The organism is Anaerobacillus sp. ABR4_321, from assembly GCF_056158505.1.
In genome coordinates this window covers 211,125-228,924 of the sequence record NZ_JBSWTK010000012.1, presented here as the reverse complement: position 1 = coordinate 228,924, position 17,800 = coordinate 211,125, and the positions used below count along the sequence as shown (strand labels likewise).

14 protein-coding genes and 1 pseudogene are annotated in these 17,800 nt (G+C 38.6%); 3 read left to right on the top strand and 12 right to left on the bottom strand.

Annotated features, from left to right (window positions below):
• From ACXADT_RS22930 to ACXADT_RS22875, 12 genes and pseudogenes are all read right to left on the bottom strand, one after another.
• Window positions 1-1,239: pseudogene (locus ACXADT_RS22930) on the bottom strand (peptidoglycan DD-metalloendopeptidase family protein); the annotation flags it as partial.
• On the bottom strand, window positions 1,239-5,891 hold the full coding sequence (locus ACXADT_RS22925) for a TrbL/VirB6 family protein (protein WP_474834995.1): 4,653 nt from the start codon (window positions 5,889-5,891) through the stop codon (window positions 1,239-1,241). The gene ACXADT_RS22925 and the pseudogene ACXADT_RS22930, both read right to left, overlap by 1 nt.
• A gap of 12 nt (window positions 5,892-5,903) precedes the next feature.
• Window positions 5,904-8,000 carry a VirB4 family type IV secretion system protein gene (locus tag ACXADT_RS22920; RefSeq protein ID WP_474834997.1) on the bottom strand — a complete coding sequence of 699 codons (2,097 nt, stop codon included), beginning with the start codon at window positions 7,998-8,000 and terminating at the stop codon, window positions 5,904-5,906.
• Complete coding sequence (locus ACXADT_RS22915) at window positions 7,918-8,847, bottom strand: hypothetical protein (RefSeq protein ID WP_474834999.1); 930 nt, start codon at window positions 8,845-8,847, stop codon at window positions 7,918-7,920. The genes ACXADT_RS22920 and ACXADT_RS22915 overlap by 83 nt, the downstream gene beginning before the upstream one ends.
• A 14-nt stretch (window positions 8,848-8,861) precedes the next feature.
• Complete coding sequence (locus ACXADT_RS22910) at window positions 8,862-9,179, bottom strand: PrgI family mobile element protein (protein ID WP_474835142.1); 318 nt, start codon at window positions 9,177-9,179, stop codon at window positions 8,862-8,864.
• 119 nt (window positions 9,180-9,298) lie between these two features.
• A complete protein-coding gene (locus ACXADT_RS22905) occupies window positions 9,299-9,682 on the bottom strand; it encodes a pilin (protein ID WP_474835001.1) in 384 nt (127 codons plus the stop codon).
• A 262-nt stretch (window positions 9,683-9,944) separates the two neighbouring features.
• Window positions 9,945-10,796 (bottom strand): phospholipase D family protein, encoded by an 852-nt coding sequence (locus ACXADT_RS22900; RefSeq protein ID WP_474835003.1) that lies wholly within the window; start codon window positions 10,794-10,796, stop codon window positions 9,945-9,947.
• 145 nt (window positions 10,797-10,941) lie between these two features.
• Window positions 10,942-11,127 (bottom strand): hypothetical protein, encoded by a 186-nt coding sequence (locus ACXADT_RS22895; RefSeq protein ID WP_474835005.1) that lies wholly within the window; start codon window positions 11,125-11,127, stop codon window positions 10,942-10,944.
• Window positions 11,128-11,174: 47 nt separating this feature from the next.
• Window positions 11,175-12,440 (bottom strand): DUF3854 domain-containing protein, encoded by a 1,266-nt coding sequence (locus ACXADT_RS22890; RefSeq protein ID WP_474835007.1) that lies wholly within the window; start codon window positions 12,438-12,440, stop codon window positions 11,175-11,177.
• Between the two features lie 23 nt (window positions 12,441-12,463).
• A complete protein-coding gene (locus ACXADT_RS22885) occupies window positions 12,464-12,808 on the bottom strand; it encodes a DUF4258 domain-containing protein (protein ID WP_474835009.1) in 345 nt (114 codons plus the stop codon).
• 210 nt (window positions 12,809-13,018) lie between these two features.
• On the bottom strand, window positions 13,019-14,560 hold the full coding sequence (locus ACXADT_RS22880; RefSeq protein ID WP_474835011.1) for a CpaE/TadZ family protein: 1,542 nt from the start codon (window positions 14,558-14,560) through the stop codon (window positions 13,019-13,021).
• Entirely contained in the window at window positions 14,529-14,774 is a 246-nt protein-coding gene (locus ACXADT_RS22875; RefSeq protein ID WP_474835013.1) for a helix-turn-helix domain-containing protein, read from the bottom strand. Before ACXADT_RS22875 ends, ACXADT_RS22880 begins: the two co-directional genes overlap by 32 nt.
• Before the next feature lie 423 nt (window positions 14,775-15,197).
• On the opposite strand from ACXADT_RS22875, the gene ACXADT_RS22870 reads away from it, so the two are divergent.
• The 3 genes from ACXADT_RS22870 to ACXADT_RS22860 all read left to right on the top strand — a co-directional run bounded on the left by ACXADT_RS22870 (window position 15,198) and on the right by ACXADT_RS22860 (window position 17,785).
• A complete protein-coding gene (locus ACXADT_RS22870; protein ID WP_474835015.1) occupies window positions 15,198-16,181 on the top strand; it encodes a Rad52/Rad22 family DNA repair protein in 984 nt (327 codons plus the stop codon).
• 81 nt (window positions 16,182-16,262) lie between these two features.
• The gene (dnaN, locus tag ACXADT_RS22865; RefSeq protein WP_474835017.1) at window positions 16,263-17,387 is read left to right on the top strand and encodes a DNA polymerase III subunit beta; all 1,125 of its coding nucleotides are present in this window, start codon (window positions 16,263-16,265) and stop codon (window positions 17,385-17,387) included.
• 50 nt (window positions 17,388-17,437) lie between these two features.
• Window positions 17,438-17,785 (top strand): hypothetical protein, encoded by a 348-nt coding sequence (locus tag ACXADT_RS22860; RefSeq protein ID WP_474835019.1) that lies wholly within the window; start codon window positions 17,438-17,440, stop codon window positions 17,783-17,785.
• Window positions 17,786-17,800 lie beyond the last annotated feature (15 nt).

Below are 17,800 nucleotides of genomic sequence, written 5' to 3'. Positions count from 1 at the left end.
CATGTGTCCTTCTGCGCCAACGCTTGATTTCATAGTGGGGTGAGTAGAAAACACCGTTTCCACGAAATGAACTGCTGCTAATACGAACCAATCTACTCCATATTTTTTTTCTGCAGATAAATAAAACGGCATGAATTGAGCTGGAACACCATCGCCAGGAATGATTGTACCATCAAACCCTATGTAATTGGCAAAGCCCGTTCCCATACCTGAAAGCCAATCAGTATAAGCCATTTGACCATCAGCAAATAAAAAATTCACCTCAACCAAACGTTTATCGTTATATGTGAATCCATTGGAGTTAAGCATTGCATCGAAGGTCGTATAATCTTCTGTAGAGCTTTCGGACGTATCGAACTTTTGGTATCGTGTCTTTGTTTTTGTTACTACTTCGACTTCTTTGGATTTCTCGACTTCTCTCGTTCTGGTGACTACGCGGTCCCTATACCTAACTACTCTAATACCGTTTTCATAAGTAAAGTAAGGTTCTTGTATCGTTACCTCATACTCTTCTGTCTCAGTCCATGTTTCGGTTCGATAAGTGATTTTCTCTTTTGGTTTCCATTCTGTAGTTCTTTTACTGTGCGTGAATGTGGTTGAACCATTCCAAAAATCAACTGAAGTTAATTTAGTGACCCATTTGTCTTCACGTTTTATTTTACTCCACTTGCCACAGTCCCCATCTTCGCATACCTGGGTCTTGGTCTCCGTCCATTCGTTGAAATCATCATACAATAACTCTGGTGCAAGGGCTTGAGCCATGTCCCTAATAAGCTCTTTCACTTCGTCATCATCTTTTTGTTTTACAGTATCTAGTTGAATGACAGCTGCAATCAATTCTTCTGGTACTCTATATGGCTTCTGTAATGGATCAGACATATCTACAGTAGCTTCAGATTGCTCTACTATATATTCATGAAGCTCTAACTCTGAATCTTCAAGACCACTCCCAGTTCCGAACATAAATGTGGAAACCATGAAAACAATTATAATAATTACTATACATATCAACACGCCAGCTAATACTGGGAGGCTAATGCCCCCCAGTAGTGACAGTAATACTTTAATTAAAGAAGCAACAGCATGTTTTGCCACCTTAAGAGCTACTTTCGCTCCCTTTTTGGCCATTTTTTTTGCTAGCTTTCTCCCTTTTTTTAAAGCGAGATTTTTAACTTTATCTTTGGCTATTTTCTGCAGTTCAGAATTTTGATCTTCATCTGGCGGTTTTCTTAAAGCCATTAGAAGGTTCCTCCAAGTGACTTATGACGTACCGCCTCAAAGTCATTTCTTCGAGAAGCTCTTTTATTAGCTTTTACAGGAATTAAAGTCTCAGGGGAAGTGGTAGTAGTATAATTTATTTCTTCTCCAGAATCATCTTTAGAGTTTTCCTTTTCAAATCGTCTGTTTCTTACAGAGTAATTAATCGTTCTACTTTCGTTTAATCCTAATCTTGCATCTCCTTCCCCGTATGGCGATACTCGATAACTCTCCCCATTATCATTTGAACCCGTGACATAACTTCTTTCTTTTGTAACGACCATTTTAATATTCTTCATTTGTTCTTGAACATCATTTGCATAGAATTGACCACTATCGACCTGCTGATTTAGCGCTTGAACCTCTTGAACAACTCTAGGATTCTTACGAGTATTACGGTTAGCTAGTAGATTGGCAGGGGTGACATTGATCTTACGCGTTAGCTCTGATTTATCTCCAGCCGAATCAACTCGATATGGGTTTGAGTCCCGAGATAAAGCACCATTACTAACGGTTAAATCTTGGAATACTTTGTCCCCATTCTTGAGTCCACTATCTCCAGAACCGTTACGGGAAACTACTCGTGTTTGTCCCGTTTTATCCCTTACCTGAATATAGCTCCGATCTCTTGTGGTGACCATTTGAACTGCACCTTCTGCAATCTCCATATTCCCATTTCCATCGTCAACTTTCTGAGCAAGGTGTTGGATATCTGAGACTTCAGCGACTTCACTATTGACCGTCTTGTTATAAGGATTAAACTTACTTGCGACTTTACTAGCTTTTTGATAGCCTCTTACCCCACCTACAATACCAGTAGTATAAGCTGCGACATTTTTAAATCCTTCTTGTTTTTGAACAGCATTTTCAGGCGTGTGTTTGGTTTGAATAGATGTTTTCATTTCTTTAAATGCTCCTGCAGTACCACCCACTATAGGATTGACTACACTTGACACGACTCCACCTGAAGTATTCGTGATGGCACTATGATACCCACCTTGGGCGCCCTGTGCTCCTGCAATCGCCATCTTCCCTAGTTTGGTATCTTTTGCAAAATTAGCAATAGCAGGGGCTTCAACTGTAGTAGACGCGAACCCTTTCAAACCGTGTTTTGCGCTTCCTACTACTCTAGTAAATTGGCCTGTATTTACGGCCTTCTCAAGAGGGATACTCCTAGGAACTTGCGAAGATATCGCCTTTAAATTCTTTTGATAAGTGGAAGGCGCTTTCTGGTTTTGCCAATTTTCCTCTGCTTGTTGGCTAGGAATATTATCAGCTTTTTGTTCAGTAATGAACGCTGCCTTTTCTTTATTGGTTGCTCGCGTTGCTAATTGTGAAACAAGATAAGGTGTGTTCACGTCATTCTTATTATAGAGCTGACCACCCTTTACGTCGTTCACAGCGTTACGAGCAGATTTAAAGTAGGCTCTACTAGTACCTGCTTGTCCCTTTTCAAACTCCACTTCAAGCTGTTGATCAGTTGCACCAGCTTGTTGTTTATAATTTGTACGGTAATTAATTTTCTCGTTGTTATAGAGCTCATTTCCTAATTTACTAGCGAAAGAACTGCTATCAATTTCAGTGTTTTGAATTGATTTTCCATTGGTCATTTTTTGGGCTAGACCATTTGTTACCTGTATCATTTCTTTTCGTTTACCATCTACCTGTTTATTCCAAGCGATTTCCACTTCAGATTCACTTGCTCCTGGATTTTGAAGCTTATAATTCTTACCGAAGTTCGATTGGTTTTTATTAGCCCATTCCATTGTCATGTTTTCAGCAGAAGAATTAGCCAATTCCGAAGCATTTACTTTATTGAATTTTCCAACAGCCTTTTCAGCTGATTGAATGTAGGCAATTTTCTTCCCACCATTTTTCTTATCGAATTCCATCTCTATTTGATCATTTGATAATTTCTTTGGTGCATTAGCAACGTAATTCGCTTTCTCTTTTTCATACATGTGTGAACCAAGGTTGTTTGCAAATTGATCAGAATTGATTTCAGTAGATGAAATCTCTTTTCCGTTTGTCATCTTGCTTGCAACGGCGTTCGTCATGTTGCCAAACTCTTTACGCTTATTCTTAACCGCATTTCCCCAAGCCATCTCTACTTCTTCTTCACTCTTGCCAGGGTTACTCTGTTTATAAGAAGTAATAAATTGAGCTTTATTGCTATCTGACCATTCTTTTGTCATATGATTTGCTGAAGCGGAAGCGAGAGTTTGAGCAGATTCAGTTTCTCCTTTACCAGATACCGCCTGTTTAGCCGTTTTATGATACTTCTGCTTTTTGTTTCCGTGAATTTCATCAAACTGTTTTTCTTGTTGAGCTGTAGTAAGCGGTGAAGTAGAAGAAATAGCTTGAGATTTCTCATTATTATAAAGTTCATTTCCGACTTTTTCTGAGTATTCAACTGGATTAATGCTGCTGTTTTCAAGGCTCCTTCCATTAGTCATACTCTTAGCTGCTTGTTTAGAAGCATTTGAAAAGGCATTTCGTTGACTTGAGACCTTTTTCTCCCACGCTGTGGCTACTTCTTCTTTAGATGCGGTTGGATGTTGCCTTTCATAGGAAGAAACAAAAGAATCCTTGTTTTCTTTAGCCCATTCGTCTGTCATGTTTTGAGTGGATTCTTTAACAAGGTCACTTGCTTTCACAGAATTTCCTTTTGTAGCTTGCCTTGCAGACTGTAAATACGCATTTTTCCTCTCGCTATGTTTTTCATCAAATGACGCATCGATTTCTTCTTCAGAAGCGTTAGGATCAAATTGTTTTCTGTATTGGTCTTTGTACGCTGCCTTTTCCTTACTTAGCATTTTTGCTCCTACCATATTAGCAAAATCGTCCTTATTGACGTACGCATGGTTAGTAGGAAGCCCATTACTCATTGTTTTAGCTGTATCATTCGACATTTCTTTAATTTCTTTGCGTTTTTGGTTTAGTTTGTCATTCCATGCAGCCTGCTTATTTGAATTGTGCGTCTCAACATCTTGATCGTTAGAAACAGGGTTATTTTGATCATACTCTTTCATGAATTGGTCTTTATTGTTTTCAGCCCAGGTATCCGTTAATTGGTCCGCTACCTTATCAGCCACATGATTGGCTTTTGCATACGCGCCGTTATTCTTTTTGAGGTCTTTAACGGTTTTTCTTGCTTCAGCCATAAAACCGTTTCTTTTTTCGCTTACTTGACTATTCCACATTCCCTCAAGCGATTCTTCATGAGCATCTGGAAACTTTTCTTTCATATCATTCATGAATTCTTCTTTATTTTGTGAAGCCCAAGAAGAAGTTTCGCTATCTGCTAATTCGTTGGCTAATTTTTCGTCTGCTAGAGATTCAGAGTTATACCTATCCTTTGCATTACTCCAGCCACTGCGTGCTCCCTTAGCTAACTGCTTTGTTCCTAATTTCGCTCCTTCAAATCCTGCTGCGCCTGCACGTCCTGCTACTCCGCCTAACGCGCCACCTACTCCGAATCCTATCGTTGAGCCAGCTATAGAGCCTGCTGGACCCATTGGCGCACCAGCTATTGAACCAGCTGTTCCAAGTAGCATCTTTCCACCCTTGCTTGTTACCTGTCCAGCTTTTAACATTCTTTCGGCTAGAGAATTTGTTCCAGTGTCAGTTCCCGTATTACCACCTATGGTTTTATTAACTTTGTTTTCAGTATCTTCATTCGAATCATTATTTTTACTGGCACCATCTTTTACTCCATGAGCTGCACCTCTTAATGCGCCAGTTACTGACTTATCACCTATAGCTCCCTTCACACTACCGTACATACCTGAAAGAGCAGACATACCGAACATAGCCCCTGCTTTTGATAAGCCGTTGTGTGTCTGACCACCTAATCCAAATAGTGAGCGAAGAGCTTCTGATGTGGGGATAAAGATGACATATAAAATAACACTTTCAATTGTGCCGGTAGTTGTTACTGCCATCAACGCAACCACCCAGAATAAGAAAGCATGCACTGATTGAATCAAAACAGTACCAATAAACTCTTTTAACCATCCGAACGTAATGGCCCTTGTTTGAGGAATTAACAGCATGGCAATCATCAATGGTCCTAGTATCATGAAGAGAATCAGTGTAAGCTTTCTCATCATGTAATAAAAGTTCCCCCAGATCAATAAACCCAGTAAACACAGATGGATAATAATTTGTCCTAATACACCTTCATCGGCATCGATTGTTTCCTTAAGTTCGACTAATCCTTCGTCCTTTGCAACGCCAAATACTTTTACAAAGAGGTCATTGATCTCAAAGATAAGTGAATAAAGGGTTGGAAGGTTAAAAAACAATAAGCCAACAATTGCTATGTCTTTAAAGAATTCTAGAATGTACGAACGATTCGATGGATTAATTCCAACTGAGGATATTTTCAACCCCGCTAGAATAATCGCAATCAAAATGAGGAACACAGCGAATATGTTCATTACATCCATTCCTGGGATGACAATGTTTTCAATTTCCTCTTCTTTAAAAGTTCGGAAATAGTCGCCCTCATCTCCATAAATCAATGTTTTGAACAATTTCAATTCCATAAAAGGTTTAACGATCATGTGATATAAAACAGGGAATAGAGTTCCAAAAATATCTCCGAGTTTTTCGCCAATTGTATCTATCAAGGTGAATCCCCCCTATCCCTGCTTCATCTTCTTACGTTTCATCATTTGTTCTAAAACAGCCTGGTTCGATTCGATGAAGGTTAATTCATCGTCAGAAGGATTCGTTTGTAACCACACGGAGCTCTTTCCAGTCCTCAATATCCCTTCACCCTTATCTGGGTTATTGAAGAGGATATTTAACTCTCCATCACTAAGGTCGAAATTCTCTTTAACTTTCTTTCTATCAATCTTGTTCTGTTCCATGAAGAGGATGGTGAATGTAGAGGAAAGAATACCTCTAGATTTAGGATTTTCCAAAATCCTCACGAAATCTTGAGTAGCCCAGCAAAGTCCGCAGTTACGTTTACGGGCACGTCTAGCTACCTTTTCGAAGAACGTAACCGTTGTCTCTGAATCTATGAATTGCCAAAGTTCATCTGCATAGATATATTTTTTCTTCGTAGCATTCTCACTAGCTTTTGCGAAGTATTCCCATAGGTAATTTAGAATTACGTGATAAGCGATGGGACGTAGGAAACCCTCTTCCATTTGGCTGATGTTAAAGTTAATTAACCTAGCACTTGTTAGAGATTGTGTTACACCTTTTCCTAAATTGGTTTGACCATCAAAAATCGGTTTAGACCCATCTTTCAAGAATGGACGGATAATCGCGATTAATCTTTCAGCCTTCTTGTCAGAAGAAAAATTATTGACCAAGTACTCATTAATATCTGAAATAGTAGGTTCAGGTTTCCTAACCTGAGATTGAATCAACTGTCCATCGACTTCAGCGACTGTGTTCTCATAAAGTGAGGATGGATGAGACGTGAAACCTGCTTCCTCAAACACCGCTTTAATTGCTTCTTCGAGAAAGTTTCGTTCAAATACATTTAGCCCTTCATCTTCACCATCTTTTCCTCTTGCAATGATGTCAAAGAAGTTCAAGATTTCGTTTTGTTTCTCTCTTAACGGAACAAAGCGAACATAAGTCTTTCCTTCCTTTTCAATGAGTTCTTTTTCGTCACTTTCTTCTAGCCACTCCAATTCTTCATCATCGTCATCCAATAGAATATCTGTTGTGCTTACAGCACATGGATTAATGCAGATATCTTCCTCTTCACTAATGTTAAGGTTGATTCCACCTAACCGCTTTGTAAGTTTCGTGAACTCTCCTTCAGGGTCAATAATTGATGCCCAAACATTCCCACCGCTCTTTTCTCTAGCGATTTTCAGTTTCATAGCGAGTGATTTACCGCTACCTGGAATGCCTGTTATGCCGATATTGTAGTTTTGTGGCCTTTCTTCTGGTGTACCAAAGCTATTGATAAACTCTAACTGCCCGGTGATCTTATTGACGCCGAGAGGAACACCGCCTATGTATTTACCGCTTCCACTAATGAAAGGAGAGAATGTAGCGAGTGCACGACGGTCTATATTTCTGTGAGAATCCGGAATCTCATTAACCCCAATTGGAATCGTACTACGAAGCCCTTTTTTAACCCTGCTCCAAGTTGTCGCAAGTTTGAAGAACATTCCGCTCATTTCATCCTCTAATGCTTCGCTATAATGGTTCAGCTCTTTCTCGCTAGTTCCGTAGAGAATCCCCATGGTTGAGACTTTATAGATGTCATTTTCGGAGAACTGTATTTCGTCCATCAAAATTTCTGTGTCAGCAATTTTTGTTTCGATATCTTTAATTTGATCAATATTTCCTCGTTTACGTTGGAAATTCAAGTTTGATTGAAGAATGGTTAACTGTCGTTGTAATGAACGGATGGCAGCTGATTTCTGCATCTTATTAATGTCTACCATGACGTCTGCTTCCCCAGATGATGTAATGGAGTACAACCAATTCGTCTGCATCTTCCTTGGATACCCATCACGCGGAATGTACCATGGACGGAAATACGTCTTTGTTCCAAGTGACTGTTTCATAATCCCGTGATCTTCAGAATCGATTTTTAGTCCGTCTGGTGCTATTAAATCCCATATGGTGGGCTTCGTATCAAGTTGAGTTCCTGTCTCTTCTTCTGTTACATGCTCTTCTTTAGCTTGCTTTTGTGCTTTCTTCTTCAGAGCTTTGTTCTTCGGCTTCTGGTCTTTCTTCTTTACCTTCTTCAAGATACTCATTATCAATAGCCTCCTTTACTAGTTCAATTCGCGTATCATCTTGATCGGCAGTAACATATAGTGCCAGCATTTCTTGAAGACCGAAATCCTTGAATCGATTTCGAACCGCTTTCCTACGATTGAAGGTGTGATAAAGAACGTCTAATACTCCTTCATCCGGCAAAAGCTCAACGTACATTCGTGCTTTTCGTAATTGGCTTTTAGCGGTATTCAAACGCCTGTATAATTCAGCAAATGCTTTATCTATAATCTTGTTTTCAAACTCTTCTTTATCGTCAGCTGTAATCTCACTAACTTTTACTTTGTATGTGAAGATTAGATATCGTTTGGTTTCGTATCTTGGTGCAATGGCTTGCCAGCGAGTAAGGTCTTCTACCATCGAACGTCCGTATTCAGCAGCATTTTCATGAAGGTCCTCAGCGTTGATCATATTCTGTCTCATCTCTTCAATAGGATCGGATAGGTCAATGAAACGATTTTGGAGATACGTTTTGACGTTATAATTTACTTGAGCAAGCCAGGTCTCCATTGTCACATCGATTGCCTCTTGCTCTTTATCACTTAATAGGAAGTAGTTAACTGGTTCGACTTCTGCAATCATGATGAAGGTGTCATCATGCATGCGTATCATATGGTTTTTGATTTCCTTTATATCGTGTAGAAGATCCTGAAATTCATTTGGCTCATGATCTAACTCAATCGCATGTTTCTTTTTCTTTTCTTTTTTCTGTGTGAATTTTGTTTGGTTAACCTTCTTATCCTTCCAGGGTAAAAGGGGTTCTTTCATTGCAACTCTTGCAACGACATAGACCACAATACCCAAAAGGATCATCATAAGAATTTCCATGATATTTATCCCGCCTATTTAGTTAATTTAGGACCTTTTCGCCATACACCTATCTGAGTTTTATAGGCGAATTTAATCAGCAAAAAGTGATCGTAATTTAAGTTGTATTTGCTTTTCTTTACGAAAGCTAGCACACCCGCTACAGCGGCTACTGGAACCGCAGCAAACAAACATAAAATAGTACTTATGAAAAAGTTAGGCGTTAAGTTATATACAAATGGGATATAGGAGTAAATTAAACCACCGCCAACAATCATGTAGATGAGCTGACGTTTAGAAATCAGTCCTAATATCTCTTTTTGTTCACTAGACATATCAATAGGAACAGTCACTTTTTTCAAGAACTCATCACCTCTCCTTTCTATAAATAGACCCCTCTATGGGATAGAGGGGTATTGTTTGAGGAATTGTACGTTAAATAAGAGGTTAATTTAGTTGATTACTCAGCTCCTTACGCACCTAATCCTGCGATCCAACCTGCAATTGTATAAGCTTTCATAATGACCCATCCTCCAACGAAGGAACACGCTAGACTTGCAAGTCCTGCAGTACGTCTTTGAGCATTACCGTTGGAGCCGGCTAGTAACATACCGCCGATAACTACCATTAAGATAACCCAGAAGCCACCGAGTGCCATGACGAAGTATACGATGTTTTCCATGTCATCATAAACGCCACTTCCCTTAAAGCCTCCACTATCAGCTTTAATTCCCGCTTCACCCCAGGGATCTGAAGAAGTAGCACCTGCTGGGTCACCTCCCATAAATACAAAAGTGAATGTCATAATAGCTACTAGGGCTACCATAGAAAAGACTGTTTTCTTTTTGTTGTTCACTTTTTCCACCTCCTTTTATAGACGCAAAAAAAAGCCCCTGAAAATATAGTGAGTGCAAAAAATGCGATTCACTATAATTTCAGGGGCTTCCCGAATCTATAAACTTATTAAATTAATAGTTAGTCTTACCAGCACTTCCTTAATTTTCTTAAGAAGTATATTATTATCTTATTTTAAAGTGAGGAGAATTGCAAGTGGATTTTTGCAATCAATAGAAGTCATAAAATAAGTTTATGATTTAAAGAAGTGACCTTTTATTACTTCATATATGGAATGAATTTTTAGCTTCAATGATAATGCTTTTCGATTCTTTTATAAAACATGTAGAACAAAACATCCCGTGTTGTCGCAAAGGAAAATGAAAATCTTCAAAAGCCCTATCTATGAAATTTATCTTATAATAGCTATCTGCATTTCTAAAACACTTATCACAGTGAGGTTCACGCCACCAAGAAGGAGCATGCGATTTCCAATTACCATTTATGATATTATTTTCTGCGTATGCGCTCAAGCACTCAACTTCATACCCACTTTCAATAATATCCCTAGATTCGTTTTCAGTATTATACACCCCTCGTCTGATATTTAACTGAATATTGTAGTGAGTAAAAGGATCTAAAACAGTCCTTTTACATAACTGACAAATATTATTTAGAAGTATATTGTTAATTGCTTCTCCAAACAACCACATATGTTCAAATTCTGTATGAAAATCATTTAGCATTTCATCTTTCTCAAATCTGATGATATTCTCCCAGTTGTAATCCCTTGCATTAAGTGAAAGGTTATAGGAGCCGGTCCACAAGATATCATCAATAATCATAAACTTATGATGCATAATAGACCTCGAGGACCCCATAGTTACTATTGGGCAATACTTTTGAAGTTCTTTATACACTTTTACAAATGGAGTTTTATTCATTAATAATTCTTGTTCATTAAATATAATTCTTTTATCTTCTGCCTTAGATGTACTGATCGCTTCAACAAAGTTAAAGTCTGTGAAATAAGCTGATGAGATTAGAACTCTCGTCTTAGCATTTATTATATCTTTTATGATCAATTCAGGAATTCTCTTCATTTCACCTGGTCTTGTAAAGTGAACCTTTTTCAATCATTAACCTCCTTTTTTTAAGATGGTATATTAAATTTACAGGAATAGACATTTAGAACAATAGTAAATATATCGGAATCCTTTTCTATAAAATTAATCCATTTTTCTAACCATATAAAAAGACACAGTGCAGGCACTGTGTCTTTTATCTTTTTTCCATCTTCTTAAATTCATCAAAAAAATATAATGGTTTTTCTGATTCAAAAGAGGATTGAACTTTTTCAACTTTTTGTCTAACAGCTTCGTACTCATTAAATGCTTCATAAGTTTCCATCAGTAAAGTATCAATACTCTCCCAACCAGTTGGCTTTGGCTTTTCTCTTAAAGTCATTGTTATTCCCCCCTTGCCTTCTATTAATCAATAACTAGGAAAGCTTCTTACTTAATCCTCGAAAACTGAGGTATTTTTCCATTTAATAACAAATCATCGATTCCATTTCCGTCAGCTGAATTCCAGATCACCATATTTATTCGGTAACCACGGCTATGAAACTCTTTTGCTGCTTCCATGAGTTGCTGTCGGACAAACGTATTACTAACCACGTCTGCATCGAAGCACAAGTTTATCTCTTCGACTTCCATCTCTTCTAATACAGGGAGACATACTCTCCAAGAATTAACTCCAGGTAATGCAATGAACGTATCGCCTACAACTTCAATCTCTTCAGGATCAAACAGCTTTTCAATACAATCAGCTGCAATATCTGTTTTGAGTGGGCCTTCTGAAAGCCAAACCGTTTTAGCTTTTAGTGTTGTTCCACTTTCCCACTTCTTGAGTTTACCCGAAGGTACAGATATGTGAACTGGAGCGGGGTTACCTGAACCAGTTCCTTCTGGTTTATTTGCAGAGCTTAACCAGTAGTACCTATTTCCCTTCTTTAACGTCACCCAACCAAGCACAATGTCACCAAGCTTTACCTTTTCAGGCTCTTTCATAGTTAATTCTTTCTCTAAAACGATTTTTCCTTTATAAGTGACCTGAACAAGGTTCGGTTGTTTGATCACTCTGGCAGTGAGTCCCTCGGTTATCTGTTGGACTTTCACGTCATTAGGAGGAGTATCTAAGCGATACTGAAACCCTACGATCTGATTTCTAACATTACGAAATGGAATCAATATACCATCCGTTCCACTGATGGACCAATACTCTCCGTATTTCCCCTTTGCTAAATAAAACCCCGGAACTCCCTCAAACCCTTGAACACCGATTAATTCCTGCATATCTTTGACGGTATTCCATGGATGAGCCGGAAAGGAGCGGTATTCCCTGTCTCTTATCTGTTCATCTCTTAGTTGCCTTTTCTCTGAGGTTAAGTGTCGATAGTGTTCTTCTGTTAAATCCAAACAATCTACCATGGTTGAATAAACAGTTTGCAGGACAGCATCCTCTTTCTTCTCTAAACCTTGTGGAGCTACCTGCGAATCATTAATCTTGCTTCTTCTTTGTTCCTTATCAAGAATATGAAGGTAAGAAGGAAGACTAGAATTTTTGCTAAAATAACGCTCACTTTGCACTCTAATACATGCTATCGCTTTTCCGTCTTTATGCTGCATACAACCACCTGTATGACCACATACTGGGCAAGCAATGCGATAATACTCAAACCAGCCATCCAATCTTGTTCTCCGCATATCTTTTAGCATACAGAACACCTCTCTCACTTTTTTTATCCAATACAGTCATGGAATCGTGTGTGGTCAATGGGTGGCATGACCGTTACAACAAGGAATTTTATCTGCCCTTCTTCAGAAAGAATGATAACAACAGGATTATTGCTTCTGTCCTTACCTTCAATCGTATACGTAAGTGCCGTTCTTCCTAATGCTCTGTTAAATCCCGTTTGTACCTGAGTGATACGACCGGTCATAATCCCACACACTAAATCTCCTTTGGCGTAACCTCTCTTCAAAAGCCTTTCTTTCGTATGTGGACCCAATCGAATATAACCCTGTCCATTCATTAATACTTTTTTAATCGTCTTTAACTTTGACTTTAGTTGAGCTTGGTTCATCCCGCACACCTCCTTTTCCAATAAAAAAAGCGATCCTGGAGGTAGTTTGATAAGTGAACACACTAATAGAAATCGTGTGGTGCACTACTACCGATCCAGAGATCGCTTATTGATTCATTCGCTTCTGCTAACCCAAAAGGTTGCCATAAAAATAAAAGTGAAATCTAATTGATTAAACTATATCCTATGGCATTGAAAGAATCAAGAAGGTTAAGTATGAAGAAACCACTTGAGCTTCTTAAAGAGAGGAACTTTTTGAGTCATCATAAACTCTTCTCCTAGAAGATGTTCACTTATTTTATTAAGTGGCATCTCCAGTAATCGGTAGGTATCAGGTTGGTCAATAAGTGGTTTTCTTTCACTGTAATTTCGATAAATGGCTTCTGATAGGTCTGGAATGGTAGCTAAAAGTGGCAAGTCCAACTTTTCAGCGACCTTTTTCGGTTTACTAAATGAGTACTCTTTCACGAAAATCAGCTTTACGGTTAAGTCATATTCTTTCAAGACTGAGTGGATGTACTTCTTCCACGCAAGAACCTGGTCATAAGAACCATCGATTAAAATCCAAAGTTCATCCAGGTGACGAATAGTATCGAGTGTGTGTTGTGCCATCTTTCCAGTTGGTAGATCAACGAAAACGAGGTCAAAATATTTAGCACTATTGAAGTAATGTTTTAAATGGTCAGGCGTCCATTCATGTCTATCGATGTCATGATCCCCGATCGGTAACCAGTGAACATTTCCAAATGTCCATTCCACTTTCGTTGCATCTACCTTTTCGTCTTGAAGCGCCGATAAGAATGAGACCCATCCTTCCGGTACCGAGCAATATTGGCTCAACATAGTCTTAAAGTGTTGGTTATTCGTAAGACCTTCGACAGCTGCAGTAGGAATTTTTAGATTGCCAAAGTACAACGAGATGTTAAATGTCAGTGTTGTGACACCCATGCGATGAAGCGGTGACCAGATACCAATCGTCCGATTCCGGTCCCAACTGGCATTTGAAAAAGCCTCTTTTCGTATAGCAATAGCTCTTTCTGAAAAAGGATCTTCTTCATATTGAATTTCTGGTGTTGGTGAAGAATGAGGCTCTATTGGCAGGTTATCGTCGTCCTCTTCAGGTGCTTCGTATTCCAAGCGTTGTTTGACCTTATCCTCCAATTCTGGATATGGCTCAATAACAGACACGGGTTTCGAATGGTTAAGTTCATTGTCATCTTCCCCAGTGTCTATATTTACTTCTGAACCTTCATCTTCCTTGTCTTCCTCAAGGTTCTCAGAAGAAGCTTCCGCTTTATCACCAGAAGAATGAGAAGCCGACTCTGCTTGTTCTACCGACTTTTCTGTTCTCACTTTTGCTTGAGCAGAATTCGAACCGTCCCCTTTTTTAATAATTTCTCCTTCTGAATGTATAAATGCCCCTTCGTCCTTGTAGGGTGCACCTTGTACTAGCCACTGATAGACAGATTTAATATCTGGAAAGACATATAATCTGGAATCTACAATTTGAGGAATGTAATCTTTATGCCAGTAACACAGTTTTTTACCTTTCAACTGACCCAGGGCAATCTTAGAAGGATCGGATAAGAAGTCCGGAGAGATAACTAGTAATTGAAAGTCACTATACAACACATCTTGAAACCCTTCTTTTGTTACTTCGATGACTTCTGTGCCTTTCATCTTTGTATGTACGGCTTTCCCAAGAAGATTAATATCAGTTCTACTTGAAGCTGCTAAATAAATCTCGCTCATCAACCGCCCTCTCCTGTCTTAAGTACTTATCAATTTTTTGCTTTAATTTTAGTGTGAATGGGAATTTGTAGTTTTCGATCTGTCCGAGATAGCTAGAAGATACTCCTATATCCTTAGAGAATTGATATTGGCTTTTTCCTAGACGTTTTCTTAATATGATAAGCCGTTCTACATCGCATTCTACTATTCTAATTTGTTCAAACTTGTCTACCATTGTCTCAATCCCCTTCTATAAACAAAAAAGACCGCAAAATATCCACGTGTCACATATGTGGTATTTAGCGGTCTTCGCTTTGAAATTATTTAGTTAATTCGTAGTGGAATCTAAAAAAAGTATAACATATGAAGTCCTCTAATAGTTTTCAAGTTTTATCTGATAATAAATCATATTACATTGAGGATTTTCAGAAGATACTATATACTTACAATATATTCATTTCATTTTAGTTTTTGAGCGACTCTTTTAAGAGTTAGCGGGATATATAAATCAAACAATTAGGGGCCTTTGAGGCATCATGTAACTTTTTCACACGACATTTATGTGAAAAGGTTTAATCATGATACTTCAAAGGCCTTTTTGCGTTTGCAAAAACTTTGATGGGTGGATATTAAAAAAACTTTAGGAAGGATGTTTTAAATGGGTGAAAATTGTATGGATCCAAAGGTGATTAAAGAGAGGTTGTCTGCTCCGTTTCCTGCTGAGGACATTGAATGGCGTGTCTCAAGAACGTTTATGAAAAACGGCGCGCCTAAAGCAATCGTAGTAGCTTATCTTAAGAATCGAGCTATTATGAACCGCCTTGATGAAGTTGTTGGACCAGAGAATTGGGAGAACGAATTTAAATCACTTCATAATGGTGTACTATGTGGCATTCGAATTCATTATTCTGATACTAAGTCTCGTATAAAATGGGATGGTGCAGATATAACGAATATCGAGCCTACTAAAGGTGGCGTATCAGGGGCTATGAAGCGAGCTGCTGTTGAATGGGGAATTGGTCGATATATCTACCAGTTATCCGAAATGTTTGTCGACATTCATCAGAATAGTTCTTCAAAGGATGCAATTAGAGTGTTTCAGAAGGCAAAAGGGAATACTCCGGAAATTCGAGGGTTCTTCTTGCCTCCTAAACTACCATCCTGGGCTTTGCCTAAAGAAGACTCTTCCCAACAACAATCGCGGGGATCAACAAATCAAGGAGATTCCGCTTCTCAAAACAAGGGGAATCGAGATAATACCAATAATCAAAAAAGACAATTGGTTAATCACTTGAATCAGATGGAACCTAAATTAGGATTGAATGCCGAACCGAATTTCATGGTTCGGATATTCAACAAAGCGAATCCTGAACAAGAGATCAAGATGCCTCAAATGATTAGAGAAGCACCTCTTAACCAGATCATTAAATACTATGAAGTGTTAAGACCGGTATATGACTTGATCACTATGGGAAAGCAATACCATTGTGATGAGTCAACGATACTTAACTATGCGAATCAGTTAGGTCATAAGAACACTTACAACGTTCTGTTTCATTTGTTCTTCAACGTGACTAAGGATGATGTGAAAACCGTATTAAACAGAATAAAAGCAGATTACCAAACTGGTCAAACTGCTTAATGAAAGGTCAAGCACAAATGGGCTATAACTAGCTCTGTTTGTGCTTTTTTATTTATACCAAACCAATAGGAGGAATAAATGATGAAATTTGAAATTAATCGAGATGTGATTGTAGAAGGACTTAACAAGGTGTGTAAAGTTGTCTCAGCAAAAGCTTCAATCCCAATTTTACAGGGAGTTCTTTTTGAAGTAGATGTTGATGAAATTCGTTTTACTGGTTCTGATGCTGACGAAACGATTGTTCACTCCATTCCGGTTGATGGCCAATCAGTTACTGTCATCGAACCTGGTCGAACAGTTATTCCACGACAATTATTAGACATCTTAAAACGTTCTAGAAAACAAATCACCTTTTCGTTAAATGACTTTCAAACGACGATTAAATCAGGCAAAAGTGAATTTGAACTTAATTGTCTTGATCCTGAAGAGTATCCAAAGTTCCCAGAGATGGACTTAGAAAATCCAAATCTTGTTTTGTCGGGAGAACGATTTTCCAACTTTGTGAAGAAGACATCCTTTGCGACAAGTAAGGTTGAAACAAGACCCGTTCTAACAGGTGTATCCATCGATATTAAGGCGGATTGTATTGAGCTCGTCAGTACAGACAGTCACCGGCTTGGAAAGTTATCTTACCAACAGGAAAACGAAAAAGAATTCAGTGTCATCGTCCCAGCGAAAGCGTTAGAAAATTGTATTAAGATTTTCGATTCTCAACTCGATGTGGAGCTTTATGCTGATGATCAGATGATCTTGCTTAGGAATGGTGCAACGAAATTCCTATCTCGCTTACTTAATGGTAACTATCCTGATACAAGTCGTTTGATTCCCGATGGATACAAAGCAGACATGAAGATAGCGCGGAAAGAGTTTTTGGATTCGCTAGAGCACGTAAAGGAGATTGCAAATGTTGCTGACAACGGTAAAGGTGGCGTAGTAAAACTTCACGTTAACGGTGTTGCAGCGCTCTCCTCTCACCAGGCTCAAACGGGTAAAGGACGAGTTGAAACAGCCTATAACTTACTCGAAGGCGAAGATGACTTTACAATCAATTTTTCAGCAAAATTCTTAATTGAAGCTTTGCGAGCATTTGATTGTGAGGAAATTTCTTTTCTTTATCAAGGAGATAACCGACCGTTCCTATTGAAGCCTACAGCACAAAGCGATGTAGATGAAACTCAGTTGATTCTACCAGTGAGGACGTATTAAACAAACATGAGAGGGTATTCCCCTCTCTTTTATTTGGGGAGATGTAAGTGATGAACTTTAACAGTAGTAAGTTCCTAGACGAATTGAAGAAAGCTGATTTGAGTGATAATCATAAGTCGAAACAAAACCCTGGAATGGCAATTGTTATAAAAGAGGTTTGGAATCATGCCAGAGTATCGAGTATTGACTTTGATTCTTTTACTTATGAAGATGTCATATCTGCTTTAGATGAAATGGCTGAAATCGAAGCCTACAGTGAGGATGAAGGCGGTGAGGAATTTGTGTGTGACCCACATAACGGATTTATGGTCTATCACGATATTGAGAACCTCATCTACAACCTTCATAACATTCAAGGGCGAGTGTATGAGCAAACCGAAGATGAGATGTTTATTTAACTAAAGGAGAGATAA